The sequence below is a fragment of the Caballeronia sp. GAWG1-5s-s genome, assembly GCF_023631445.1.
Lineage (GTDB): Bacteria > Pseudomonadota > Gammaproteobacteria > Burkholderiales > Burkholderiaceae > Caballeronia.
The window spans coordinates 143,242-169,244 of record NZ_JALQDC010000004.1; the positions used below are offsets into that span (position 1 = coordinate 143,242).

Below are 26,003 nucleotides of genomic sequence, written 5' to 3' on the forward strand. Positions count from 1 at the left end.
CGCCGTCTCCCGGCTTTTGCGCCGATAACCTCGTGGACCGATCATGAAACCGTTGCTGCGCGTCGTGCTGGTCGTCAATGCCCTCATTTTTCTGGTGTTCGGCGTGCTGTTCCTGCTGACGCCGTGGGCGGGACTCTACGACGCGCTGCAACTCGACGCGATGCGAGTGGAACCGGCGTTCGCCGGGCAACTGCTCGGCATCGCGCTGATCGGTTTCGCGTGGCTGTCGCTGCACGCGGCCATCGACGGTGCGCTGACCGCCGCAGCCGCAAGGGCGTCGGGCCATGTCGAATGGCTGTCGGGCATCGTCGTGCTGGTCTGGCTGCTCGGCCTGCGCACGCCTGAGGTCGACGGCTTCGGGCAGGTCGGCGCGGCGCTGATCGGCATCGTGTTGCTGGTGCTCGGCCTCGGCAGCGTGAGGCTCGCGGGCGCGGTGCGGCGGCGGGAACGCGCGGCACTGGCCGGCGCGGCATCGGCGGAGCGGGCGGAAAAGAAGGCGGCGCAAAAGCGCGACGAAACGCGGCCGCCTGCCACGACCGCCGTGTCGCCGTCGGATACGGCAACGCGTCCCGCCGCCCGCGCGCCCGAAGCCACTGCCATCGATCCCGTCACCGGCCGCGCCGTCGATCCGGCGGGGCGTCCGATCGATGCCGATACCACGCCACCGGTTGCGCGCACGCGCACGGAAGCCGGCGTCGTCGATCCGGTCACGGGCCGCACGCTCGATGCGCAAACGGGCCGCGAGATCGATCCGGCCACCGGCAGGCGCATCGACCCGGTGATCGGCAGCGACATCGATCCGGCCACCGGACGGCGCGTGGACCCGCTGACAGGCCGCGTGGCGCCGGACCCGGCAAGCGGGACGCCGCGCTGAGGCGCCCGCAGATGCGCGAAAGCGAGCGCGGCGACGCGCGCAGCAAGGAAACACAAGGACGGTCGGCCTTCGCGCCGGCCGTCGATTTATTGGCAGCCGGACCCGGCAGCACCGGGACGGCCGCCCACACCATTCGTTCACTTAGCCTTTGGCCGCAGCCATGCACGACAAAATCCTGATTCTCGATTTCGGCTCCCAAGTCACCCAGCTGATCGCCCGGCGCATCCGCGAGTCGCACGTCTACTCGGAAATCCATCCGTACGACGTCGACGAGACGTTCATCCGCGAGTTCGCGCCGAAGGGCATCATCCTGTCGGGCGGCCCGAATTCGGTCACCGAGGCGAAGTCGCCGCGCGCCCCGCAGATCGTGTTCGATCTCGGCGTACCGGTGCTCGGCATCTGTTATGGCATGCAGACGATGGCCGACCAGCTCGGCGGCAAGGTCGAGCTCGGCAAGGTGCGCGAGTTCGGCTACGCGGAAGTGCAGGCGCTGAACCACACGGGCTTTCTGGAAGGCATCGAAGACTTCAAGACCGCTGAAGGCGAGTCGATGCTCAAGGTCTGGATGAGCCACGGCGACAAGGTGGCCGACATGCCGGCCGGCTTCAAGCTGATGGCCTCGACGCCCGCGTGCCCGATAGCCGCGATGGCCGACGACGACCGCCGCTTCTACGGCGTGCAGTGGCACCCGGAAGTCACGCACACGGTGCAGGGCCGCGCGATGCTCGACCGCTTCGTGCTCGAACTGTGCGGCGCGAAGGCGGACTGGGAGATGGGCCATTACATCGACGAAGCCGTTGCGAAAATTCGCGCGCAGGTCGGCGACGAGCACGTCATTCTCGGCTTGTCGGGCGGCGTGGATTCGTCGGTGGCCGCGGCGCTTTTGCATCGCGCGATCGGCAACCAACTGACGTGCGTGTTCGTCGATCACGGCCTCTTGCGCGAGAACGAAGCCGAGCAGGTCATGTCGACGTTCGCGGATCATCTGGGCGTGAAGGTCATTCATGTCGATGCGAGCGAAGCGTTTCTCGAGAAGCTCGCCGGCGTGACGGATCCGGAGGCGAAGCGCAAGATCATCGGCGCGGAGTTCATCGAAGTGTTCGACGCCGAATCGCACAAGCTCACCGACGCTAAATGGCTTGCGCAGGGCACCATTTATCCGGACGTGATCGAATCGGCGGGCAAGGGCAAGAAGGGCGCGCATACGATCAAGAGCCACCACAACGTCGGCGGACTGCCCGAGACGCTGAAGCTGAAGCTGCTCGAACCGCTGCGCGAGCTTTTCAAGGACGAAGTGCGCGAACTCGGCGTGAAGCTGGGACTGCCGCCCGCGATGGTGTATCGCCATCCGTTCCCCGGTCCCGGTCTCGGCGTGCGGATTCTCGGCGAAGTGAAGCGCGAGTTCGCCGATCTGCTGCGCCGCGCGGATGCCATTTTCATCGAGACGCTGCGCAATACCATCGACAAGGAAACCGGCAAGTCGTGGTACGAGTTGACGAGCCAGGCGTTCGCGGTGTTTCTGCCGGTGAAGAGCGTCGGCGTGATGGGCGATGGCCGGACCTACGATTACGTCGTCGCGCTGCGCGCCGTGCAGACGATGGACTTCATGACCGCGCACTGGGCGCATCTGCCGCATGAACTGCTCGGGCATGTGAGCAACCGCATCATCAACGAAGTGCGCGGGATCAATCGGGTCGTGTATGACATCTCGGGCAAGCCGCCTGCGACGATCGAGTGGGAGTGAGGGGAGTAAATGGTCGCAGTATTGGCTCCTGCGACCGGTGACTAGTCGGTGCTTGTTTATCGCTTGCCGGGTTCTTTTTTAACCAATCAAAAGCTACAAGGATTTCTCGTCGATCCATTCGTGCCGGCTTGTAGCGGGCGCGATTCTACGGTAGTGCTGACGGTATGCGGGGGCCGTGTGCAAGAGACCTGCCGGGGCCCTTCCGGGGACTATGACCCGGCGGCGCGCTACAGGCTGGTCATGGTCAAATACCTGGCTCGACGAGAACGCGTTTCAAGTATCGCCCGACGTCAAGTTTCCCTCTGACTCCAACGGTTGGGGAATGCCAACTTCGTGATACATTAAGAGCTCTAAAGACTCACGAAGTTAGCAACATGCCAACACCTCACGCGCCTCCGGCCGGCGTCCGGCGCGCGCTGCGCAAATTGGGCGCCGATATTCACGACGCCCGCCGCCGTCGCCGACTGACCATGGCGGTGGTCGCCGACCGTGCGTTCACGTCGAGAGCGACTTTGCAGCGCGTCGAGGCGGGCGATCCGGGGGTAAGCATCGGCATCTACGCGGCCGTGTTACAGGCGCTTGGGCTGCTGGACGGACTGACTCAGGTCGCCGACGCCTCGCGGGACACCGTCGGGCAGTCGCTGGCAACCGCCGCGTTGCCTCAGCGCGTCAGGTTGCCTCGCAGCGGTAGAGGAAAGGGCGATCATGACTGATGTCGAGGTGCACATCGATCTAGATGGCTCGCCGCGTCCGGTAGGCCTCCTCAGGCGTCATGCGTCGCGTCGAGAAGAAACGGTCACGTTCGAATACGACGAGACATGGCTGGCCGACGACGGGCGGTTCTCGATTGAGCCGGCGCTGGCGTTGACGCGCGGCGTTTTTCCACCGCCGCCAGACCAGTCCATTTTCGGTTCGATCGGCGATTCAGCGCCCGATACCTGGGGACGGCGACTCATGCAACGCGCGGAGCGTCGACAGGCCGAACGGGAGGGGCGGCGCGTCCGGACGCTTGGTGAACTTGACTACTTGTTGGGCGTGGCGGATGAAACGCGTCTCGGCGCGCTGCGATTCCGTTGGGGCGGAGAATGTGAATTCCAGGCTCCCGTGCCCGCGGGTGTCCCCGCGCTGATCGAATTGGGCCGGCTGCTTCAAATCACCGAGCGTATCCTGCGAGACGAGGAAACCGATGAAGATTTGCAACTGATCTTCGCGCCTGGATCATCGCTCGGTGGCGCGCGTCCCAAGGCGTCGGTCATCGACCAGTACGGTCATTTGTCGATTGCCAAATTCCCGAAGGAGCTCGACGAATACAGCATCGAGGCCTGGGAGGAAGTCGCCCTCCGATTGGCTGAACGCGCCGGCATTTCGACCCCGCATCACGAACTGCTACAGGTAGCGGGCAAGCCTGTGCTGTTGTCGCGCCGCTTCGATCGCGCTGGCGGTGTTCGCATTCCCTTTCTCTCGGCAATGTCGATGACAGGATCTCGGGACGGCCAACGCGGCAGCTATCCCGAACTGGTTGATGCACTGACACAACATGGTGCCAGGGCGAGAGCCGACGCTGCCCAGTTGTATCGCCGCGTGGCCTTCAACGTACTGGTTTCCAATGTCGATGACCATCTGCGTAATCATGGTTTCCTCTGGACCGGCCGCGACGGCTGGGTGTTGTCACCGGCCTATGACCTCAACCCCACGCCAACCGACCTCAAGGCGCGCATTCTGACGACCAACATCGATCTTGACGAGGGGACGTGTTCGCTCGACCTGCTAGAGAGCGCGGCGGAGTTCTTCGGTTTGTCGGTGAAGCAGGCTCGGGCCGCGATCCGCGAGGTGGCTGCCGTGACCCGTACATGGCAAGCGGTTGCTCAGGAAGTCGGTTGCCGGCGCGCAGAGATTGCTCGCATGGCAAGTGCTTTCGAACATGATGATCTTGATGCGGCATTGCGGTTGTGACGGTATCTCGACCTCTTTTTAATGCGTCGAACAGTATCAATGACGGTAAGGCGCTGACAAGTCGCCTCAGACAGACAATGTTCGTAATTTCCAAACAACATGGGCGCTGATTCGGTGTGTGCCGACGTCAGCCGTCAAAGATAAGAATGCCAGTTAAACGTATTAAGACGCATGAACACCCCTCGCCCTAACCACCCCACCGACTCCCTCTTCTTCGCGGTCTACCCCGACGCCGCCGCAGCCGCGCGCATCGGGGACCACGCGGCCCGGCTTCGCGCCGCGCATGCGCTGAAGGCGCGGCCCATTCCCACCGACCGCGTGCACATCACGCTGCATTACCTCGGCGCCTTCGCGGGCGTGCCGGCCGACACGCTGGCGGCAGCGCGCGCGGCGGCGTCATCGGTCCACATGCCGTCGTTCGACGTGACGCTCGACCGCGTCGAAACCTTCGCCACGCGCCGTCCCAAGCGGCCGCTCGTCATAGCCGGCGAGCCGGGCGACGCGTTCTCCGCTTTCGTCGATACGCTCGACAAGTCGCTGCAATCGGTCGGCATCTTCGTCAAATCGCATCCGCGCTTCATCCCGCACGTGACGTTGCTCTACGACGAGCATCGCGTCGCGCGGCAAGCCGTCGAGCCGATCACATGGACCGTGCGCGAGTTCGTGCTCGTGCGCAGTCTGCTCGGACGCTCGGAACATCAGGTCATCGAACGCTGGCCGCTCGACGCACAAGACACCGCACATTCGGAATAAACTGTTTCGCGGATTTTTCGTCCGGGTTAAGGTTGAAGGGTTCGACCCAAGGATTCCGAATACATGACTCGATCCCGTCTGCTGCCCGTCACGCCCGAAACGCATCACGTCCAGATCGACCTCGTCTACGCGACCGATCGCAATCTCACCGGCAAGCCCATCTACAAGACGCAGCATTGCCTGCTGCTCGAACCCGCCGAAGCGGCATTGCGCCAAGCGGTGACGATCGCGCAGAGCTTCGGCGCGACGCTGAAGATCTTCGACGCCTACCGCCCGCCGCAAGCGCAGGAAGTGCTGTGGAACTTCCTGCCCGATCCCACGTTCATCGCCGATCTCGGCCGCGGCTCGAATCACAGCCGCGGCACGGCGGTGGACCTGACGCTCGTCGATAGCGACGGCATCGAGTTCGACATGGGCACCGGCTTCGACGCGATGGTGCCGGAGTCCGGCCACTTCCACGCGGGACTGCCGGCTCACGTGCAGCGCAATCGCACGCTGTTGCTCGGCGTGATGCACGGCGCGGGCTTCGCGCATATTCCGAGCGAATGGTGGCATTACGAGTTACCCGGATCGCGCGAACTCGCGCTCATCGACAACGAAGAAAGCGGCCCCTTGCGGCTGATGTGAACGGGAAAAACAACCATGAGACTGAGCGCACGAAAGGCCCTTGTCGCGATGACGCTGGCGTTGAGCGTCGCCTGCGCAGCGCACGCGGCGACGCCGAAAGACATGTTCGTCATGGCGACGCTGCTCGACGAATTCACCACGCTCGATCCGGGCGAAGTCTACGAGCTCGTGCCGGAGGAATACGTCGCGAACACGTACGACCGGCTGGTGCGCGTCGATCTGAAAGACCCCTCGAAGTTCAACGGCGACGTCGCGCAGTCGTGGACGGTCAGCCCGGACGGGCTCACGTTCACGTTCAAGATCCGCTCCGGCCTCAAGTTCCATTCCGGCAATCCGCTCACGGCCGATGACGTCGCGTGGTCCATCCAGCGCACGGCGTTGCTCGACAAGGGCGCGGCGGCGGTGCTCGCGGGCATCGGCATCACGAAGGCCAACGCGCTCGCGAACGTGAAGAAGATCGACGACACCACGGTGTCCGTAACGACCGATCAACGCTACGCGCCGACTTTCGTGCTCAACGTGCTGGGCGCGTGGCCGGCGTCGGTGGTGGACCGCAAGCTGCTGGAATCGCACGCGAAGGGTAACGACTACGGCAACGACTGGCTCAAGACCGACGAGGCCGGTTCCGGCGCGTACAAGCTCGTGAAGTGGACGGCGAACGACAGCATCGTGCTGCAACGTTTCGACGGGTATCGCCTGCCGCTCGCGATGAAGCGCATCGTGCTGCGCCATGTGACCGAGGCGGCGAGCCAGCGCCTGATGATCCAGAACGGCGATATCGACGTGGCGCGCGATTTGAGCCCCGACGACCTCGACACGCTCTCGAAGAACGGCGTCATCAAGGCGACGGCCGTGCCGCAGGCGACGCTCATGTATCTCGGTCTGAACAACAAGAATCAGTACCTGGCGAAGCCGGAAGTCTGGGAAGCGATGAAGTGGCTGATCGACTATCAGGGCATCCAGAAGAACGTGATTCGCACGACGTACAAGGTCCACGAAACGTTTCTGCCCGAAGGCTTTCTCGGCGCGCTCAACGAGAACCCGTATCACCAGGACGTCGCGAAAGCGAAGGCGCTGCTCGCCAAAGCCGGGCTCGCGGACGGCTTCACCGTGAAGATGGACGTGCGCAACGACTATCCGTACAGCGAGATCGCGCAGGCGGTGCAGGCGAATCTCGCGCTCGCGAACATCAAGGTGCAGCTCATTCCGAGCGACAACAAGCAGACGCTCGGCCGCTACCGGGCGCGCGCGCATGACATCTATATCGGCGAATGGTCGGCGGACTATATCGATCCGCACAGCAACGCGCAGGGCTTCGTGTGGAATCCGGACAACTCGGATGCGTCCAGCTTCAAGATGCTCGCGTGGCGCAATGCGTGGAATATTCCCGATCTGACGAAGGAAACCAACGCGGCGCTCGCGGAAAGCTCGACCACGAAGCGCGCACAAATGTACGAGAAGATGCAGCGCGAAGTGCTCGCGAAGTCGCCGTTCGTCATCATGTTCCAGAAGGTGTCGCAAGTGGCGGCGCGTCCGGGCGTGACCGGTCTCGAAGTCGGGCCGATCAATGACCTCGTGTCGTATCGCAATCTGAAGAAGCAGTGACGCGATGACGCCGCATCCGACCGTGCTCGACCGCCTGCGCGCCGCGAACGCGAATCGCGGCGGCGCGCGGATCGCGCTGGCGCTGCTGCGCTGGATCGCGATGCTCGCCGTCACGTTCACCGGCTTGCTCGCGATCACGTTCTTCATCGGGCGAAAGATTCCGATCGACCCCGTGCTCGCGATTCTCGGCGACCGCGCATCGGCGAGCGCGTATGCCGCGGCGCGCGTGCAGCTCGGGCTCGACAAGCCGCTCGTCGATCAATTCCTGATCTATGCCCGCGACGTGCTGCACGGCAATCTCGGCGTGTCGCTGCTGACGGCGAATCCGGTCATCGACGATATCCGGCGCGTCTTTCCCGCGACGCTCGAACTGGCGACGCTCTCGACGTTCATCGGCGTGATGATCGGCGTGCCGCTCGGCGTGATCGCGGCGGTGCGCCACAATCGCATCGTGGATCACATCGCGCGTGTGATCGGCCTCGCGGGCAGTTCAGTGCCGGTGTTCTGGCTCGCGCTGATGGGGCTGCTGCTGTTCTACGCGCGGCTGCACTGGGTGTCGGGACCGGGCCGCATCGATCCGCTGTACGACGGTATGGTCGATACGCGCACCGGCAGTCTTCTGATCGATGCGCTCATCGCCCGCGAGTGGGACGTGTTCGCCAACGCGTTCTCGCATATTGCGCTGCCGGCGGGCGTGCTCGCGTTCTATTCGATCGCGTATCTGTCGCGCATGACGCGCTCGTTCATGCTCGAACAACTGAGCCAGGAATACGTGACCACGGCGCGCGCGAAGGGTCTGCCCGAGCGCCGCGTGATCTGGCGTCATGCGTTCGGCAATATCGCGGTGCCGTTGCTCACGGTGATCGCGCTCGCGTACAGCTATTTGCTGGAAGGCTCGGTGCTGACCGAGATCGTGTTCGCGTGGCCGGGCATCGGCTCGTATCTGACGGGCGCGCTGCTGAACGCCGACATGAACGCGGTGCTCGGCAGCACGCTCGTGATCGGCGCGACGTTCATCGCGCTCAATCTGCTGACCGATGCGCTCTACCGCGTATTCGATCCGCGCGCTCGCTGACAACGGAGAACTTAGCCGCATGCATTCGCCCGCCAAGCGCACGCCGATGAAACCCGCGCCGACCACCTGGCGCGCGTGGCTCCTGACCGACACGCCCGCGTCCCCGCGACAGGCCGCGCTCGGGCGCGCGTACCGGCGCTGGCGGCGGTTTTCGGGAAATCCGCTCAGCATGCTGGGCCTCGTCATTCTCATCGTGCTCGTCGTGGCGGCGGCCGTCGGGCCGCTTTTGGTCACGCAGGACCCGCTGCGGCAGGTGCTCCCCGATCGTCTGATGCCGCCGGGCGCGGCGCACTGGTTCGGCACGGATCAACTCGGCCGCGACATCCTGTCGAGACTGGTAAATGGCTCGCGTCTCACGCTATCCATCGCGATGCTCGTCGTCGTGCTCGTCGTGCCCGTCGGACTCCTGATCGGCACGCTGGCGGGCTATTGCGGCGGATTCGTCGACACGGCGCTCATGCGTGTGACCGATGTCGCGCTCGCGTTCCCGAAGATCGTGCTGGCGCTCGCGTTCGCGGCGGCGTTGGGGCCGGGCGTGCTGAACGCGGTCATCGCCATTTCCATCACCGCGTGGCCGCCTTATGCGCGGCTCGCGCGGGCCGAATCGCTGCGGCTCGCGCAGGCGGATTTCATCCACGCGGCACGGCTCGCGGGCGCATCGCATACACGCATCCTGCTGCGCTATATCGTGCCGCTGTGCTCGTCGTCGGTGATCGTGCGCGCGACGCTCGATATGGCCGGCATCATTCTCGCGGTCGCGGGGCTCGGCTTTCTCGGGCTGGGCGCGCAGCCGCCGAGCCCGGAATGGGGCTACATGGTCGCCTCGGGCCGCAACGTGCTGCTCGACGCCTGGTGGGTCGCGACCATTCCCGGCCTCGCGATACTCGCGGTGAGCCTCGCGTTCAATCTGCTCGGCGACGGTTTGCGCGATGTCTTCGATCCGCGTCATGGAGTCTGACATGGAAGATGCGCTCGCTGAAATCGACGGTCTCGAAGTCGCCTTCGCCGGCCACGACGGCGTCGCGATGCCCGCGGTGCGCGGCGTCTCGCTCACGGTGCGGCGCGGCGAGCGGCTCGGCATCGTCGGCGAATCGGGCTCGGGGAAGTCGCTGACCGGCCGCGCGCTGCTCGGCCTCTTGCCGCCCGAAGCGCGATGGTCGGCCAAGGCTTTGCGCTTCGATGGCCACGATCTGCTCGCGATGAAGCCGAGCGCGCGCCGGCGCCTCTGCGGCACGCAGATGAGCATGATCCTGCAAGACCCGAAGTACTCGCTCAATCCGGTGATGACGGTCGCGCAGCAGATGCGCGAAACCATCGCGCGTCAGGACGGCGGCTTGAGCCGGCGCGCGATGCGTGCGCGCATCGTGGAGGCGCTCGCGGCCGTGCATATCCGCGATCCGGAGCGCGTGGCGGATGCGTATCCGCACGAGTTGTCCGGCGGCATGGGCCAGCGCGTGATGATCGCGATGATGGTCAGCGCCGGTCCGCGCCTTTTGATTGCCGACGAACCGACGAGCGCGCTCGACGTGCTCGTGTCGATGCAGGTGCTCGCCGTCCTCGACGAGATGATCGAGCGTCATCGCACGGGGCTCGTGTTCATCAGCCACGACTTGCCGCTCGTCATGTCGTTCTGCGATCGCGTCGCGGTGATGTACGGCGGGCGCGTCGTGGAAACGTGCGCGGCGCGTGAACTGGCCAACGCGCGGCATCCGTACACGCGCGGACTGCTCGCGGCCAGCCCGCCGCTGACCAATCCGCCCGACGAATTGCCGACGCTGCGCCGCGATCCGTCGTGGCTCGCGGAAACGATCGAGGACGCCGCGCGATGATCGAGATCGACCACGCGCACATTCGCTTCAAGACGAAGACCGGCCACGTCGATGCCGTGCGCGACGTGTCGCTGCGCGTTGAGGATGGCGAAGTATTCGGTCTCGTCGGCGAGTCGGGCAGCGGCAAGTCGACGCTGCTGCGCGCGCTCGCTGGCCTCGTGCCGCTTGCAGAAGGCGGCATGCGCATCGACGGGCAGGCCGTCGCGCATCGGCCGCAGCGCGACGTGCAAATGGTGTTTCAGGACCCGTACGGCTCGCTGCATCCGCGCTTCACCGTCGACCGGACATTGCGCGAGCCGCTCGCGATCAACGGCATCGGCAATCAGGACGCGCGCATTCTCGATGCGCTCACCGAAGTCGGCCTCGGGGCCGCGTTCCGCTTTCGCTATCCGCATCAGTTGTCGGGCGGGCAGCGGCAACGCGTGTCGATTGCTCGCGCGCTGATCGTCGAGCCGCGCGTGCTTCTGCTCGACGAGCCGACGTCCGCGCTCGATGTCTCCGTGCAGGCCGAAATCCTGAACCTGCTGCGGCGTCTGCATCGCGAGCGCAAGCTCACGATGATCCTCGTGAGCCACAATCTTGCGGTCGTCGGCTTCCTGTGTCAGCGCGTGGCCGTCATGCGCAACGGCGAAGTCGTCGAACAACTCGGCGTGGAGGCGGTGAGGGCGCGCGACGTCAAGCACGAATACACGCGGCGGCTTTTCCTCGCGACGCAAGGCTACACGCGCGAGCCTGTGCGCTCGTAAGCACAGACGGCCGACGCGCGGCAAGCGATGTCGCGAAAACCCCGCATATCTTGGCTATACGGCCGGCGCGCGCGAACGGCCGTGCGCCGCGCGAAGCAATCAGGGCCGCCGCTGATAGAATACGAGATGAATTGTCGAAGCCAGCCGAACCACGCGCGAGCGCGTTGTTCCGGCGGCTCCGACTTCACGCTAACCCCGCAAATCGTGACAGACCGCTTCGGCGTCATTCGAAAGCCGGTCGTAATCCCCGATGAAATTGCTAGATGCTCTGGTAGAACAGCGGATCAACGAAGCCGTGTCTCGCGGCGAGTTGAACAACTTGCCGGGCGCAGGCGCGCCGCTTCAGTTGGACGACGATCTTCTCGTTCCCGAGGAAGTGCGCGTCGCCAACCGTATTCTCAAAAACGCGGGTTTCGTTCCGCCCGCCGTCGAGCAGCTTCGCGCACTGCGCGGCCTGCAGGACGAACTCGACAAAGTGACCGATCCTGCCGCCCGCTGCCGCATTCAGGTGAAGATGCTCGCGCTCGACATGGCGCTCGAATCGCTGCGCGGCGGCGGCTGCGTGCCGCACGAATATCGCCGGCGCATCGCTGAGCGGCTCTCCGAGCGCGTCGCGGCGCGCGGCGACACGGAGCCGGAGCAGCCTTGACGCTCACCGAGCCGCTGCCCGGCGCTTCTCCCGACACATCAGAAAACACCGCTCCCGCCAGCGACCGCGATCGCCGCTTCATGGCGCTCGCGCAACGCGCCGCCGACGAAGCGCGTCGCGCCGGCGAAGTGCCGGTGGGCGCGGTCGTCGTGCTGGGCGATGAAGTCATCGCCACGGGGTTCAATCATCCGATTCGCGGGCACGATCCGTCCGCGCACGCCGAAATGGTCGCGCTGCGGGCCGCCGCGCAGACGCTGCGGAACTATCGGCTGCCGGGCTGCGAGCTTTACGTGACGCTGGAGCCGTGCCTGATGTGCGCTGGCGCGATCATGCACGCGCGCATCGCGCGGGTCGTGTACGGCGCGGCCGACCCGAAGACCGGCGCGTGCGGCAGCGTCGTCGATATGTTCGGGAACGAGCGGCTGAATCATCACACGGCCGTGACGGGCGGCGTGCTTGCCGACGAATGCGGCCACGCGCTCAAGAACTTCTTCGCCGAGCGCCGGCTTCTCGCGCGGGAAGAGCGCGCCGCTCGCCTAACAGCCGATTCCATCACCAACACGAACCGAACATCGTGAAATCACGCACCATCGACCTCATCGCGCCGTCCGGCTATCCGCACGATTCCGCCGCTGTCGAGCGGGGCATCGGGCGTTTGCGGGCGCAGGGTCATCGGCTCGAAAATCTCGATGCGACGCGCCGGCGCTTCCAGCGATTCGGCGGCACCGACAGCGAACGCGCCGCCGATCTGAACCGTCTCGCCGATCCGTCGCGGCCGCTGCCCGATATCGTGCTGGCCGTGCGCGGCGGGTATGGCGCATCGCGCATCCTGCACGGCCTCGATTACGACGGCCTGCGGCGCTTGGCCGATGAACCCGTGGCGCTCGTCGGCCATAGCGATTTCACGGCGATTCAGTGCGCGTTGTACGCGCGTTCGGCGGTGAAGAGCTTCGGCGGCCCGATGTTCGCCGGGAACTTCGGCGCGGAGCAGCTGAGCGCGTTCACCATGCACCACTTCTGGCAGGCGATCTCGCAGCCGAGCTTCACCGTGACGAGCCACGCGCCGCAGCGCCAGTCAGTGGATGTGACCGGCATGCTGTGGGGCGGCAACCTCGCGATACTCGCCGCGCTCGTCGGCACGCCGTATCTGCCGCCTGTGGATGGCGGGATTCTCTTCATCGAAGACGTGAACGAGCATCCGTTCCGCATCGAACGGATGATCTATCAGCTGCATCAGGCGGGCGTGCTCGGACGGCAGCAGGCGGTCATCATGGGCGAGTTCTCGGGCGGGCGCCTGTCCGACTACGACAACGGCTTCTCGCTCGACGCGGTGATCGAGCAGATGAGGGCGGCGACCGGCGTGCCGTTCGTGACGGGCTTGCAGTTCGGACACGTCGATAATCTGCTCACGCTGCCTTTTGGTGCGACTGCACACCTCGTCGCAAACGAGCGCGGTTTCACGCTGGCGCTGTCGGACTATCCGCATCTGGCTTGACTTTGCGGGTGAGGGCACTCGTGGCAAGTGCCTTTTTGTTCGACTGGTGGCGCAACTAACGGTCTTTCTTGTGCGTCACCGTGAATCGCGATGCACCATTCGAGCACACCGGATTGTCGACAAAATCCGGCCGGCAATGCCGACAAAAAGTGGCGTAATCGCCTGAATGGCTTGCCGGTATTGGCTTGCAGGCAGACATCATCTCGCGCGACCCCGTCCTCCGCGAAGATTTTTAATTTGAATTGTTGACAATCTTTATGTCGATTCTAAGATGGTCATCATGCAAGCGAGAACATCATGTCCGACCGTAAAACGAGTGCTGCATCGAACGCTTCCGCCGGTTCTCTGAACGGAGCCGTCGCAGCGAGCCCCGAGTCGATCGCCGAGAACATCCGCGCCGCGATCCTCGAACACCGGCTTGCTCCGGGCGCGAAGCTGACCGAAGCGCAGTTGTGCGAAGTGTTCGACGTGAAACGCGGCCCGGTGCGCCAGGCGCTGTCGCAACTGGCAGGCGAGCGGCTCGTCGATCTCGAACCGAATCGCGGCGCGTTCGTCGCGAGTCCGTCGCTGCAGGAAGTGCACGACGTGTTCGAGATGCGACGCATCGTCGAGCTGGCTGTCGTCGAGCGCATCTGCAAAGGGCACGGCACGCGGCGGTTGAAGTCGATCGGCGCGACCATCGGGCGCGAAAGACGAGCCTTCGAGAACCGCGATTTCTCCGCGTGGATTCGGCTGTCGGGCGAGTTCCACACCGAACTGGCCGCGCTCACCGGCAACGCCGTGCTGTGCGATTGTCTGTCCGGACTCGTCGCGCGCTCGACGCTGATCTCGGCGCTGTATGAATCGCTCGGCAAGAGCTCGTGCTCGTTCGAAGATCACGAAGCGATTCTCGCTGCGCTCGATGCCGGCGACGCCGCGAAAGCCGCGGATCTGATGGCGCAACATCTGCGCGATGTCGAATTGAAGATGCTGGAGCGGCCCGCCCGTGGCGCGGTCGATCTGAAGGAAGTATTCGCAAGGCCGGGCGAACGCGAGAAGGCGTTCGGCGCGTAGCCAAGCCGTAGCACGAACACACATGACTGGAGACCGCGCCCGCGCTGATGCAGCGCACGCGTGGCGAGACGCACGCGCGACCCCCTTCGCAGCATGCGCCGCACTGAACGAGACGCTCATCGATGAGCGTGCAATGAAAAGCGCCTGACGGCGAGCGAGTTGGGCCGAAGCCCGCTCGCTCTCGGCACTACGCCGCAGGCGATGGAGCAAATCCGAAGAGTACCGCGCGAGCGTGGCGGCGAGCCCGTTCGCGAAGGTATCCGACGACGCTTGATCCCAAGCAATTGCCGCTTTTTCATGACGCAAGCCGCCCATCCAAGGAGAGGTCATGGCTCAGTTCAGTGCAACGCCCGGCAGTTCAGCACTGCCGCCGTATGAAACCCCGTACGAATCTTCCGAGCACGATACCGGCTTGCCCGCCGGCTACAGCGATCGTCTGTACAACGAAGATCTCGCGCCGCTCAGAAATCAGACGTGGGGCGCGTACAACATCTTTGCGTTCTGGATGTCGGACGTGCATAGCGTCGGCGGCTATGTGTTCGCGGGCAGTCTCTTCGCGCTCGGGCTGACGAGCTGGCAAGTGCTCGTGTCGCTTCTCATCGGCATCGGGCTCGTGAATCTGCTGTGCAATCTCATCGCAAAGCCGAGTCAGGTGGCGGGCGTGCCGTATCCGGTCGCGTGCCGCGCGACGTTCGGCGTGCTCGGCGCGAACATTCCTGCCGTGATTCGCGGGTTGATCGCCGTGGCGTGGTACGGCATCCAGACGTATCTGGCTTCGAGCGCGCTCGTGATCGTCGTGCTGAAGTTCGTGCCGTCGCTGATGCCTTATGCGGACGTGCATCGCTATGGCTTCGTCGGGCTGTCGGCGCTCGGCTGGGCCGGTTTCATGCTGCTGTGGGTGTTGCAGGCGGTCGTGTTTTGGCGCGGCATGGAGATGATCAAGAAGTTCATCGACTTCGCGGGACCTGCCGTGTATGTCGTGATGTTCGGGCTCGCCGGATACATGGTGTGGCGCGCGGGCATCCGCAACATCGGGCTGAATCTCGGCGGCGTGAAGTATCACGGCATGGAAGTCGTGCCGGTGATGATTACCGCGATCTCGCTCGTCGTGTCCTATTTCTCCGGGCCGATGCTGAACTTCGGCGACTTCTCGCGCTACTGCAAGAGCTTTCGCAGCGTGAAGCGCGGCAATTTCTGGGGGCTGCCGGTCAACTTCCTCGCGTTCTCGCTGGTGACGGTCATCACGACCGCGGCCACCTTGCCGGTGTTCGGACAACTGATTACCGATCCAGTGGAGACGGTGGGCCGCATCGATCATCCGACGGCCGTCATTCTCGGCGCGCTGACGTTCACCATCGCGACCATCGGCATCAATATCGTGGCGAACTTCGTGTCGCCGGCGTTCGACTTCTCCAACGTCGCGCCGCGTCTCATCAGCTGGCGCATGGGCGGGATGATGGCCGCGACCGCGTCGATCTTCATCACGCCGTGGAACCTCTTCAACAATCCCGCGGTGATCCACTACACGCTGGACATTCTCGGCAGCTTCATCGGACCGTTGTACGGCGTGCTGATCCTCGACTTCTATTTGCTCAAGCGCGGCAAGCTCGCGGTGAACGACCTCTACACGACGTCCGACACCGGCAAGTACTGGTACACGAAGGGCGTGAATCGTCGCGCAGTGATGGCGCTCTTGCCCGCCGCAGTCATCGCGATTCTGTGTGTGATGCTGCCTTCGCTCGAAGGCGCCGCGAACTTCTCGTGGTTCATCGGCGCGGGGCTCGGCGCGTTGTTCTACTGGATGCTGGCGGATCGCAAGCACGCGGCTTGAAGTGAAGGCAACCCGAGCCGCCGCGACACGTCGCGGCGGACGGAAAGACGCAATGAGCAGGAGGCAGCAATGCGCATCAAACTGATCAACCCGAACACCACGCAGCGCATGACCGAATCGATGGCCCGCTGCGCGCGCGAGGTCGCCGCGCCGGGCACGGAAATCATCGCGGTGAGCCCGACGATGGGTCCGCCTTCCATCGAAGGCTATTACGATGAAGCCATTGCCTCGCTCGGGCTGCTCGCCGAAGTGGAGGCGGGCGAGCGGCAGGGCTTCGACGGCTACGTGATCGCGTGTTTCGGCGATCCGGCGCTCTATGCGGCGCGCGAACTGGCGCGCGGGCCGGTCATCGGCATCGCGGAAGCGGCGATGCACGCGGCGAGCGTCATCGCGCCGGGCTTCTCGGTCGTGACGACGCTGCGGCGCACGTGCGGCATGGCATGGCATCTCGCCGAGCGCTACGGCATGACGCGCTTCTGCAAGAACGTGCGTGCGACGGACGTCGCGGTGCTCGAACTCGACGAGCCGGGCTCGGCGGCGCGGCAGACGATCATCGACGAATGCCGGCGCGCGCTCGACGAAGACGGCTCGGACGCCATCGTGCTCGGCTGCGCGGGCATGGCGGAATTCTGCCGCGAAGTGGAAGACGCTATCGGCGCGCCGGTCGTCGAAGGCGTGACGGCGGCCGTCAAATGGACCGAGGCGCTCATCGCGCTCAGGCTGCATACGGCGAAGCGCGGCGACTTCGCGCGGCCGCTCCCGAAACGCTACGACGGCGTGCTCGCCGATTTCGGCCCGCGCTGAACGCCCGAAACGATCGACACATACCGGTGACGTGACCCGCAATATCTGCGCCGCTGTATGGGCGCATCCGGGCGTTTTCGCTACACTGAATCGTCGACATTCCGCTTCCCAACGCCCGTTTCCTGACCCAGCCATGTCTCTAGATCCGAACTATCCACGCGACCTGATCGGCTACGGCCGCCATCCCGTGCAGGCGAACTGGCCGGGCCGCGCGCGCGTCGCCGTGCAATTCGTGCTCAATTACGAAGAAGGCGGCGAAAACTGCGTGCTGCACGGCGATCCCGGCTCCGAGCAGTTCTTGTCGGAGATCGTGGGCGCGGCATCGTATCCGGCGCGTCATATGAGCATGGAGTCCATTTACGAATACGGCTCGCGCGCAGGCGTCTGGCGCATCTTGCGCGAGTTCGAGAAGCGCGGCCTGCCGCTGACCGTGTTCGGCGTCGGCATGGCGATGGAGCGGCATCCCGAGCTTTCGCGGGCGTTCGTGGAGCTGGGGCATGAGATCGCGTGCCACGGGTATCGCTGGATTCACTATCAGGACATGTCGCCGGAGCGCGAAGCAGAGCATATGCGTCTCGGCATGGAAGCCATCGAACGCGTGACGGGCGTGCGGCCGCTCGGCTGGTACACGGGCCGCGACAGTCCGAACACGCATCGGCTGGTGGCCGAATACGGCGGCTTCCTTTACGACTCGGACTACTACGGCGACGACCTGCCGTTCTGGATGGACGTCGAGCTCGGCAACGGCAAGAGCACGCCACAACTCATCGTGCCGTACACGCTCGACACCAACGACATGCGTTTCGCCACGCCGCAAGGCTTCAATACGGGCGACCACTTCTTCACATACCTGCGCGATGCGTTCGACGTGCTGTACGAAGAAGGCGACGAAGCACCGAAGATGCTGTCCATCGGCATGCACTGCCGGCTACTCGGCCGGCCGGGGCGCTTTCGCGGGCTGCAGAAGTTTCTCGATCACATCGAAAAGCACGACCGCGTCTGGGTGACGCGGCGCGTGGATATCGCGCGGCACTGGCGCGAACATCACCCTTACGATCAAACGCAGGCAGACAACGGGACGGCGGCATGAAGGCGATGCAAACCACACTCGATCAACTCAACACCATGCCCGCCGACGCGTTCGTGACCGTGCTCGCCGGCATCTTCGAGCATTCGCCGTGGGTCGCGGAGATCGCGGCTGAGAAGCGCCCGTTTTCGAGCATCGACGAATTGCACGCGACCATGTCGCAAGCGGTGGAGACAGCGGGCGAAGAGAAGCAACTCGCGCTCATCAACGCTCACCCGGAACTCGCGGGTAAGGCCGCCGTGCGCGGCGAACTCACGGCCGAATCGACGCGTGAGCAGAGCGGCGCGGGGCTGAACCTCTGCACGCAGGAAGAGTTCGACAAGCTCCAGTCGCTCAACACGGCGTATCGCGAGAAGTTCGGCTTCCCGTTCATTCTCGCGGTGCGCGGCTATGACCGTCACGGCATCATCGCGAACTTCGAGGCCCGCGTGAATCACGACCGCGACGAAGAGCTTCGCACGAGTCTCGACCAGATTTACCGGATCGCGCGCTTCAGGCTCGACGACCTGATCCGCGCCTGATCCCCCCTTGCAACGACAATAGGACGAAGACAATGGCAATTCCGACACTCGATCCCAACGCGCCCGACTTCACGCGCCGCTATGTGAATCTCGCGGACCCGCGTCTGGGCGCGCAGGCACTCGAGGCGAGCGACGATTTCTTCGCGCCGAAGGAACGCATGCTGAACCCCGAGCCGGCCGTGTTTATCCCCGGCAAATACGACGAACACGGCAAGTGGATGGACGGCTGGGAAACGCGACGCAAGCGCACGACGGGCTACGACTGGTGCATCGTCAAGCTGGCGCGGCCGGGCGTGATCAAGGGCATCGATCTGGATACGAGCCACTTCACGGGCAACTTCCCGCCGGCGGCGTCGATCGAAGGCGCGCATGTCGCGGATGGCGCGCCGAGCCAGTCCACGCAATGGACGGAAATCGTGCCGTCCACGACGCTGCAGGGCAATAGCCATCATTATCTCGACGTCGCCTCGGCCGAGCCGTTCACGCACTTGCGCGTGAACATCTATCCGGACGGCGGCATCGCGCGGTTGCGCGTGTACGGTCAGCCGCAACTGGACTGGCGCAACGCGGATCGCAATGAACTGTTCGATCTCGCCGCGATGGAAAACGGCGCGTACATGGTCGGCACGAACAACCAGCACTTCGGTCTCGCGTCGACGCTGCTGATGCCGGGCCGCGGCGTCAACATGGGCGACGGCTGGGAAACGCGCCGCCGCCGCGAGCCTGGCAACGACTGGTGTATCGTCGCGCTCGCGCAGCCGGGCATCATCAAGAAAGTCGAAGTGGATACCGCGCACTTCAAGGGCAACTTCCCCGACCGCTGCTCTTTGCAGGCGGCGTATGTGAAGGGCGGCACGGACAGCTCGCTCGTTACGCAGGCCATGTTCTGGCCGGTGCTGCTGTCGGAACAGAAGCTGCAGATGGACAAGCAGCACTTCTTCGAGTCCGAACTCGCGGCGCTCGGCCCGGTCACGCACGTGCGCTTCAACATCTACCCGGACGGCGGCGTGTCGCGCCTGCGTCTTTTCGGAACGCTTGCATGATGAAGACGCTCGCGATCGAACCGTTGACGCGCGCGGCGTTCGAGCCTTTCGGCGATGTGATCGAGCTCGACGGCGCGAAGCAGATTCCGATCAACCTCGGCACGACGATCCGCTTTCACGATCTGTGCAAGGTCGACGTGACCGACGAGGGCGGCCGAACGCTCGTAAATCTCTTTCGCGGACAGCCGCGCGTGCTGCCGTTCGAAGTGAAGATGATGGAGCGTCATCCGCTCGGCTCGCAGGCGTTCATTCCGCTCGACGAGCGGCCGTATCTCGTGGTCGTCGCGCCGGCGGGAGAACTCGACGAGTCGCAGATCCGCGCGTTCGTCACGCGCGGCTGGCAGGGCGTGAATTACGCGAAAGGCGTCTGGCATCATCCGCTGATTGCGCTGGATAAGGTCAGCGATTTCATCGTCGTCGATCGCGGTGGCGATGGCTTGAATCTGAACGAGCAGGACCTGAGAGAGTCGTTGTGGCTGACACAAGAGGCGCTGCGCTGAGTCGTCGCGCGTATTGCACGTATTGCGCGTATTGCCCATAGCAGTCACGGAAAGACCGGCGCAGCATGGCCGGTCTTTTTTGTTGCGCGCTACACTATGCCGCTCACCCCGACCAAGCGACTCACGATGCCAGCACGCCAGATCGACCTACGCAGCGATACCGTCACCCGCCCGAGCCAAGCGATGCTCGCCGCCATGTCAGCCGCCGAAGTAGGCGACGACGTCTGGGGCGACGATCCCACGGTGCTCAAGCTCCAGTCCACGCTCGCGGAGCGCACCGGCAAGGAAGCGGGCCTGTTCTTTCCGAGCGGCACGCAAAGCAACCTCGCCGCGCTGATGGCGCACTGCGCGCGCGGCGACGAGTACATCGTCGGGCAGGCGGCGCATACGTACAAATACGAAGGCGGCGGGGCGGCGGTGCTCGGCAGCATTCAGCCGCAGCCTATCGAGAACGCGCCGGACGGCTCGTTGCCGCTCGAAAAGATCGCGGCGGCGATCAAGCCCATCGACGACCACTTCGCGCGTTCGCGCCTGCTCGCGCTGGAGAACACCATCGGCGGGAAAGTGCTGCCGGCCGACTACGTGGCGCAGGCGACGAAGCTGGCCCGCGATCGCGGGCTTTCGACGCATCTGGACGGCGCGCGCATCTTCAACGCGGTGGTGGCGTCGGAGCGGCCTGTGAGCGAGTTGTGCGCGCCGTTCCATACCGTCTCCATCTGCTTTTCGAAAGGGCTCGGCGCGCCGGTCGGGTCGGTGCTGGTCGGCAGCAAGGCGCTCGTCGATGTCGCGCACCGCTGGCGCAAGGTGCTCGGCGGCGGCATGCGGCAGGCGGGCGTGCTCGCGGCGGCGTGCCTTCATGCGCTCGATCATCATGTCGACGGCCTCGCGCAGGATCACGACAACGCGGCGCGGCTCGCAGCGGGGCTTGGTGCAATCGACGGAATCGTGATTCAGTCGCAAGCCACCAACATGGTGTTCGCGCAAATTCCCGAGAAGCACTGCGCGCCGCTCGAAGCGTGGCTGAAAGAACGCGGCGTTCTCACGCAGATGCTCTACGCATCGCGGTTCGTGACGCATCGTGATGTGTCGCGCGAAGATATCGACACGGTCATCGACGCGGTCAAAGCCTACTTCGCCGCGCAATGAAAAACGGGCCGATCGGCGCTAACCGATCGGCCCGTCTCGCATCGGCAGCGATGCTTACTGCACCGCGCCTCCGTGAAACCATGCAGCGATCTTCTGACGCTCGGCATCCGTCATTTGCGTGACGTTGCCAAGCGGCATCGCTTTCAACGTCACAGCCTGCTGATGCACGCGCTGCGCGTTCTGGCGAATTTCCGCGGGCGTATCGAGCAGAACGCCTGCGGGCGCGCTGCCCATCATCGTCGGATGCGCGGAGTGGCACGCCGCGCAACGCTGCTGGATGATCGGCTGGATATCGGCGACCTTGATCGTCGGCGCGCCTGCGGCTTGCGCGACCGGCACCGTCGGCGCGGGCATCGTCCACGCAAATGCGCCGAGCACCAGCACGAGACCCGCGACCGGCATGTACCAGAGCACCTGCCCACGGTGACGCATCACGAAGAACTGCCGGATGAGCGCGCCCGCCAGCATGATGAGCACGAGGATCACCCAGTTGTACTTGTGCGTGTAGGTCATCGCGTAGTGGTTGGACAGCATCGCGAAGACGACCGGCAGCGTGAAGTACGTGTTGTGCACGGAACGTTGCTTGCCGCGCTTGCCGTAGATGGCGTTCGGCGTTTCGCCCTTGAGCATCGCCGCGACCATCTTGCGCTGTCCCGGAATGATGACGAAGAACACGTTCGCCGACATGATCGTCGCGATCATCGCGCCGGTGATCAGATACGCCGCGCGGCCCGAGAATACGTGACACGCGACGAACGCCGCGATCAGCACGTAGATGCCGACGCAGATGCCGAGCAGCTTGTCGTTGTGGCCGAGCAGGCGGCACAGCGAATCGTAGACGATCCAGCCGGCCATCAGAAAGCCGAGCGCCGCCGACACCGCAACGACCGGTCCCATGTCGAGCACGTTCTTGTCGATCAGATAGGTGCTCGGGGAGAGCAGATACAGCACGAAGAAGAGGCCGAAGCCGGACATCCACGTGGTGTAGGACGGCCAGAACGACCAGTGCAGGTTCTCCGGCATGTCCTGCGGCGCGACCGAATACTTCTGCATGTGATAGAAGCCGCCGCCGTGGACGTGCCAGAAGTCGCCGAACACGCCGCGCCGGCGCGCGTTCGGGTCCTGCGGCGGTTTCAGGCTGTTGTCGAGCGCGACGAAATAGAACGACTCGCCGATCCACGCGATCGCCACGATCACGTGCAGACAGCGCAAGACCAGGTTCAGCCAGTCGGTGATAAAGCCTTCCATGAACTCCTCCACTACCGATTCGTTATGCGCACGCCGTCGATGCGCGGCGTGCTCTGGTCGCTTGCTTGGCGCGTGTTAGCTGCCGCGATACGTGCTGTACGCCCACGGCGAGACCAAGAGCGGCACGTGATAATGCGCGGCGGCGTCCGCGATGCCGAAGCGCAGCACGACGCGATCGACGAAGCGCGGCTCGGGCACTTTCACGCCAAGCGCGGCGAAATAATCGCCCGCGTGAAAGACCAGTTCGTATTCGCCGGCTTCGAGTTCCGCGCCTTCGAGCAGCGGCGCGTCGCAGCGGCCGTCGTCGTTGGTCAGGGTGGTCTTGATTGCGCGCCGGGTGTCGCCGGATAGCGCGAAGAGCTCGACTTGGATGCTCGCGCCGGGGCGGCCGTGCGCGGTGTCGAGGACGTGGGTGGTGAGCTTGCCCATTCGCATGTTCCTTGTGTTGTGCGATGTCCGGCTCGCGCATCGATCCGAAATCCGCACTGTGGGGAACCGTGCGGCGGCGGCGGATCGAGGCTCCACGTCAGTGGCTACATACCCGTCGGCGTTTCAGATGCGCGCCGTGTACAGCATTGTAGAAATTCGAGACGCGCTGTGCGTCCGCGATAGGAAAGATAATGCCGGGCGCATGAGCGCCGCCGCTCGCGCAAAGCCACGGCCCGCGGACAATCTGCACGGCTTTTGCTGCGATGCTACCTGCGCCAAAATTCACAAATATATCGCCGGGCTGAACTCGACTATGACGGCTCCGTGATTGCCGCCATGTTTTTGGCTGCCGACAGTGACACCGCGCGCAATCGAGCCGCGTCCCGAAGACGGCGTTCCACGCTGGGTAACCGGGGCTTTCACTGGTCCTCTTACCCTGATGCAACCCGTTCCCGGAGAACATTCGATGAATGCGACACCCCGCAGCCTGCTCGTCAAGAACGCCCACATGCTCGTCACGATGGACGCAGAGCGCCGCGAAATCGCCGATGGCGGCCTGTATATCGAGGGTAACCGCATCGTCGCGGTCGGGCCGACGAGCGAGCTTCCGCAGACCGCCGACGACGTGCTCGACATGCGCGGGCATCTCGTCATTCCCGGTCTCGTCAACACGCATCACCACATGTACCAGAGCCTGACGCGGGCGGTTCCGGCCGCGCAGAACGCCGAGCTTTTCGGCTGGCTCACGAACCTCTACAAGATCTGGGCGCATCTGACGCCCGAGATGATCTCCGTCTCCACGACGACCGCGATGGCCGAACTGCTGCTCTCCGGCTGCACGACATCGAGCGATCACCTGTATATCTATCCGAACGGCAGCCGTCTGGACGACAGCATCGCGGCGGCGCGCGAGATCGGCATGCGCTTTCACGCGGCGCGCGGCAGCATGAGCGTCGGCCAGAAAGACGGCGGGCTGCCGCCGGATTCGGTCGTCGAGAAGGAAGACGCGATCCTGAAGGACTCGCAGCGCCTCATCGAGACGTATCACGACGAAGGCCGCTACGCGATGCTGCGCGTGGTCGTCGCGCCGTGCTCGCCGTTTTCGGTGAGCCGCGAGTTGATGCGCGATTCCGCGGCGCTTGCGCGTCAGTATGGCGTCTCGCTGCACACGCATCTGGCGGAAAACGTGAACGATGTTGCGTACAGCCGCGAGAAGTTCGGCATGACGCCGGCCGAATATGCCGAAGACCTGGGCTGGGTCGGCCATGACGTATGGCATGCGCATTGTGTCCAGCTCGACAAGCCGGGCATCGAGCTTTTCGCGCGCACGGGAACGGGCGTGGCGCATTGTCCGTGCTCGAACATGCGGCTCGCGTCCGGCATCGCGCCGATCCGCGCGATGCGCGACGCGGGCGTGCCGGTGGGCTTGGGCGTGGACGGCTCGGCATCGAACGATGGCGCGCAAATGGTCGCCGAAGTGCGGCAGGCGCTTTTGCTCCAGCGCGTCGGCTTCGGGCCGGACGCGATGACCGCGCGCGAAGCGCTCGAAATCGCGACGCTCGGCGGGGCGAAGGTACTGAACCGCGACGACATCGGCGCGCTCGCGCCCGGCATGGCGGCGGATTTCGTCTCGTTCGATCTGTCGCAGCCGGCGTTCGCGGGCGCGCTGCACGATCCCGTCGCGGCGCTCGTGTTCTGCGCGCCGTCGCAGGTCGCGACGAGCGTCATCGACGGGAAAGTGGTTGTGAAGGAAGGGCGGCTGACGACGGTGGATCTGCGCGCGGTCGTCGACCGGCATAACGCGCTGGCGTGTGAGCTGGCGAACGCCGCGCACTGAAGGCGTGGAGCCCGCTTAAGGGCGAAGCGCGTGGCCTCCCAGTGCGCGGAAGTGGTCGTGAAAGAGTGCGGTCATAGCGCCGCACAAAACGCTGGCGCGTGAACTGGCGAACGCGGCGCGCTGAAGGTGCGCCGCGCCTCTTGCGAGGTCAAGGCTGGTCGATCAGCGAGCGCGTCGCCTCGGCGACGAGACTACGCAGCCAGCGAACTTCGTCGGAGTAGTGGCAGCGCTCATGCCAAAGCTGGTAATACTGCATGGGCGGGAAGTCGAGCGGCGCGGGAACCACCGCGAGCGGCAGGAACTTCGCGTAATGGGCGGCGAAAAGGCGCGTGGTCGTGAACACGAGGTCCGACTTGATGAGCACGTAAGGCGCAAGATTGAAGTACGGCAGCGTGACGACGACATGGCGCTTCAGGCGCTCGCGCGCCAGATGCACGTCGATTGCTCCGCGCTGACCGACGGAATAGGGCGTCGGCGCGAGGTGCGGCGCGTTCAGATACTGGTCGAGCGTGAGCCCGCCGCGCTTCGCGAACGGATGCGTGTTGCTGACGAGACACACAATCTTGTCGACGAAGAGATTCGACAGATGCAGTTGCTCGGGCGGTTCCGGCCAGTTGCCGACGACGATATCGAGCTTGCCGTCTTCGAGCGCCAGTTCGTAATCGAACGCGGGGCCGAGCGAATGAAACTCGAGCGTCGCGTTCGGCGCGGCCTGCCGGAAACGCTCGACGACCGTCGGCACGAAGAGCACGTTCAGATAGTCGGGACAGCCGATGCGATAGCACCGCACGGACGTCGAAGGGTCGAAGTTGTGCTGCTGGACCTTGATCCGCTCGATTTCGCGCAGCGCGTTCTGCGTCGGTTCGAGCAGGCGCAGGCCGTATTCGGTCGGCACCATGCCGGATTTGCCGCGCACGAGGAGCGGGTCGCCGGTGATGTCGCGCAGGCGGCGCAGCGCGGCGCTGATGGCGGGTTGCGACTGATTGAGCTTGACGGCCGCGCGGGTGACGCTGCGTTCCATCAGCAAGGTATGCAAGACGCGCAATAAGTACGTATCGATCGCCTCGCGTTGCTGACTCATGTTATCTCCACTATATGTTCTGGCTGATCGACGGCGGGGTACAACATATCATTTTTAATATGACATAGACTTT

Annotated in this window: 26 protein-coding genes; 23 read left to right on the plus strand and 3 right to left on the minus strand. The window is 64.5% G+C overall.

The genetic code is table 11. The features are described from left to right. Positions 1-43: 43 nt before the first annotated feature. The 22 genes from NCR34_RS06510 (at position 44) to ltaE (ending at position 21,335) form a co-directional block, all read left to right on the plus strand. Complete coding sequence (locus tag NCR34_RS06510; RefSeq protein WP_250499359.1) at positions 44-874, plus strand: hypothetical protein; 831 nt, start codon at positions 44-46, stop codon at positions 872-874. A gap of 160 nt (positions 875-1,034) precedes the next feature. Then, entirely contained in the window at positions 1,035-2,618 is a 1,584-nt protein-coding gene (gene guaA, locus NCR34_RS06515) for a glutamine-hydrolyzing GMP synthase (protein WP_248322116.1), read from the plus strand. Positions 2,619-2,992: 374 nt separating this feature from the next. After that, positions 2,993-3,331: a helix-turn-helix domain-containing protein gene (locus tag NCR34_RS06520; protein ID WP_250499360.1), complete on the plus strand. Its 339-nt coding sequence runs from the start codon at positions 2,993-2,995 to the stop codon at positions 3,329-3,331. After that, positions 3,324-4,571 carry a type II toxin-antitoxin system HipA family toxin gene (locus NCR34_RS06525; RefSeq protein WP_250499361.1) on the plus strand — a complete coding sequence of 416 codons (1,248 nt, stop codon included), beginning with the start codon at positions 3,324-3,326 and terminating at the stop codon, positions 4,569-4,571. The genes NCR34_RS06520 and NCR34_RS06525 overlap by 8 nt, the downstream gene beginning before the upstream one ends. Positions 4,572-4,742: 171 nt before the next feature. Continuing rightward, on the plus strand, positions 4,743-5,324 hold the full coding sequence (gene thpR / locus NCR34_RS06530) for an RNA 2',3'-cyclic phosphodiesterase (protein ID WP_250499362.1): 582 nt from the start codon (positions 4,743-4,745) through the stop codon (positions 5,322-5,324). Between the two features lie 63 nt (positions 5,325-5,387). Next, a complete protein-coding gene (ddpX, locus tag NCR34_RS06535; RefSeq protein WP_175940159.1) occupies positions 5,388-5,951 on the plus strand; it encodes a D-alanyl-D-alanine dipeptidase in 564 nt (187 codons plus the stop codon). A gap of 15 nt (positions 5,952-5,966) precedes the next feature. Continuing rightward, the gene (locus NCR34_RS06540; protein ID WP_250499363.1) at positions 5,967-7,556 is read left to right on the plus strand and encodes an ABC transporter substrate-binding protein; all 1,590 of its coding nucleotides are present in this window, start codon (positions 5,967-5,969) and stop codon (positions 7,554-7,556) included. 4 nt (positions 7,557-7,560) lie between these two features. Continuing rightward, entirely contained in the window at positions 7,561-8,631 is a 1,071-nt protein-coding gene (locus tag NCR34_RS06545; protein WP_250499364.1) for an ABC transporter permease, read from the plus strand. Between the two features lie 46 nt (positions 8,632-8,677). Next, entirely contained in the window at positions 8,678-9,589 is a 912-nt protein-coding gene (gene nikC / locus NCR34_RS06550; protein WP_250499511.1) for a nickel transporter permease, read from the plus strand. A gap of 1 nt (position 9,590) precedes the next feature. Next, entirely contained in the window at positions 9,591-10,460 is an 870-nt protein-coding gene (locus tag NCR34_RS06555; RefSeq protein ID WP_250499365.1) for an ABC transporter ATP-binding protein, read from the plus strand. Further along, positions 10,457-11,206: an ABC transporter ATP-binding protein gene (locus tag NCR34_RS06560; protein WP_250499366.1), complete on the plus strand. Its 750-nt coding sequence runs from the start codon at positions 10,457-10,459 to the stop codon at positions 11,204-11,206. Before NCR34_RS06555 ends, NCR34_RS06560 begins: the two co-directional genes overlap by 4 nt. A gap of 250 nt (positions 11,207-11,456) precedes the next feature. After that, on the plus strand, positions 11,457-11,855 hold the full coding sequence (locus NCR34_RS06565; protein WP_159836014.1) for a DnaJ family domain-containing protein: 399 nt from the start codon (positions 11,457-11,459) through the stop codon (positions 11,853-11,855). Further along, positions 11,852-12,433: a tRNA adenosine(34) deaminase TadA gene (gene tadA, locus NCR34_RS06570; protein WP_502800053.1), complete on the plus strand. Its 582-nt coding sequence runs from the start codon at positions 11,852-11,854 to the stop codon at positions 12,431-12,433. The genes NCR34_RS06565 and tadA overlap by 4 nt, the downstream gene beginning before the upstream one ends. Next, positions 12,427-13,350: a muramoyltetrapeptide carboxypeptidase gene (gene ldcA / locus NCR34_RS06575; RefSeq protein WP_250499513.1), complete on the plus strand. Its 924-nt coding sequence runs from the start codon at positions 12,427-12,429 to the stop codon at positions 13,348-13,350. The genes tadA and ldcA overlap by 7 nt, the downstream gene beginning before the upstream one ends. 297 nt (positions 13,351-13,647) lie before the next feature. After that, positions 13,648-14,403 (plus strand): GntR family transcriptional regulator, encoded by a 756-nt coding sequence (locus NCR34_RS06580; protein WP_250499367.1) that lies wholly within the window; start codon positions 13,648-13,650, stop codon positions 14,401-14,403. A gap of 328 nt (positions 14,404-14,731) precedes the next feature. Beyond that, positions 14,732-16,234, plus strand: coding sequence for an NCS1 family nucleobase:cation symporter-1 (locus tag NCR34_RS06585; protein ID WP_250499369.1), 1,503 nt, complete (start codon positions 14,732-14,734; stop codon positions 16,232-16,234). A gap of 69 nt (positions 16,235-16,303) precedes the next feature. Continuing rightward, on the plus strand, positions 16,304-17,038 hold the full coding sequence (locus NCR34_RS06590) for an aspartate/glutamate racemase family protein (RefSeq protein WP_250499370.1): 735 nt from the start codon (positions 16,304-16,306) through the stop codon (positions 17,036-17,038). A gap of 133 nt (positions 17,039-17,171) precedes the next feature. Next, positions 17,172-18,128, plus strand: coding sequence for an allantoinase PuuE (puuE, locus tag NCR34_RS06595; RefSeq protein ID WP_206468054.1), 957 nt, complete (start codon positions 17,172-17,174; stop codon positions 18,126-18,128). Continuing rightward, positions 18,125-18,646 (plus strand): 2-oxo-4-hydroxy-4-carboxy-5-ureidoimidazoline decarboxylase, encoded by a 522-nt coding sequence (uraD, locus tag NCR34_RS06600; RefSeq protein ID WP_250499371.1) that lies wholly within the window; start codon positions 18,125-18,127, stop codon positions 18,644-18,646. Before puuE ends, uraD begins: the two co-directional genes overlap by 4 nt. Before the next feature lie 32 nt (positions 18,647-18,678). Continuing rightward, positions 18,679-19,689 carry an allantoicase gene (gene alc / locus NCR34_RS06605; RefSeq protein WP_175940172.1) on the plus strand — a complete coding sequence of 337 codons (1,011 nt, stop codon included), beginning with the start codon at positions 18,679-18,681 and terminating at the stop codon, positions 19,687-19,689. Next, entirely contained in the window at positions 19,689-20,189 is a 501-nt protein-coding gene (locus NCR34_RS06610; RefSeq protein WP_250499514.1) for an ureidoglycolate lyase, read from the plus strand. Before alc ends, NCR34_RS06610 begins: the two co-directional genes overlap by 1 nt. A 126-nt stretch (positions 20,190-20,315) precedes the next feature. Further along, positions 20,316-21,335, plus strand: coding sequence for a low-specificity L-threonine aldolase (ltaE, locus tag NCR34_RS06615; RefSeq protein ID WP_250499373.1), 1,020 nt, complete (start codon positions 20,316-20,318; stop codon positions 21,333-21,335). Positions 21,336-21,389: 54 nt separating this feature from the next. On the opposite strand, the gene NCR34_RS06620 is transcribed toward ltaE, so the two are convergent. Both NCR34_RS06620 and uraH read right to left on the minus strand, forming a co-directional pair. Next, entirely contained in the window at positions 21,390-22,583 is a 1,194-nt protein-coding gene (locus tag NCR34_RS06620; RefSeq protein ID WP_250499375.1) for a urate hydroxylase PuuD, read from the minus strand. A gap of 75 nt (positions 22,584-22,658) precedes the next feature. Next, on the minus strand, positions 22,659-23,012 hold the full coding sequence (uraH, locus tag NCR34_RS06625) for a hydroxyisourate hydrolase (RefSeq protein WP_250499376.1): 354 nt from the start codon (positions 23,010-23,012) through the stop codon (positions 22,659-22,661). Positions 23,013-23,478: 466 nt separating this feature from the next. On the opposite strand from uraH, the gene NCR34_RS06630 reads away from it, so the two are divergent. Next, positions 23,479-24,849, plus strand: a complete 1,371-nt coding sequence (locus NCR34_RS06630) for an 8-oxoguanine deaminase (RefSeq protein ID WP_250499377.1) — start codon at positions 23,479-23,481, stop codon at positions 24,847-24,849. A gap of 148 nt (positions 24,850-24,997) precedes the next feature. Here the strand turns inward: NCR34_RS06630 and NCR34_RS06635 are convergent, their stop codons facing one another. Beyond that, positions 24,998-25,930, minus strand: a complete 933-nt coding sequence (locus NCR34_RS06635) for a LysR substrate-binding domain-containing protein (protein ID WP_175940178.1) — start codon at positions 25,928-25,930, stop codon at positions 24,998-25,000. Positions 25,931-26,003: the final 73 nt, after the last annotated feature.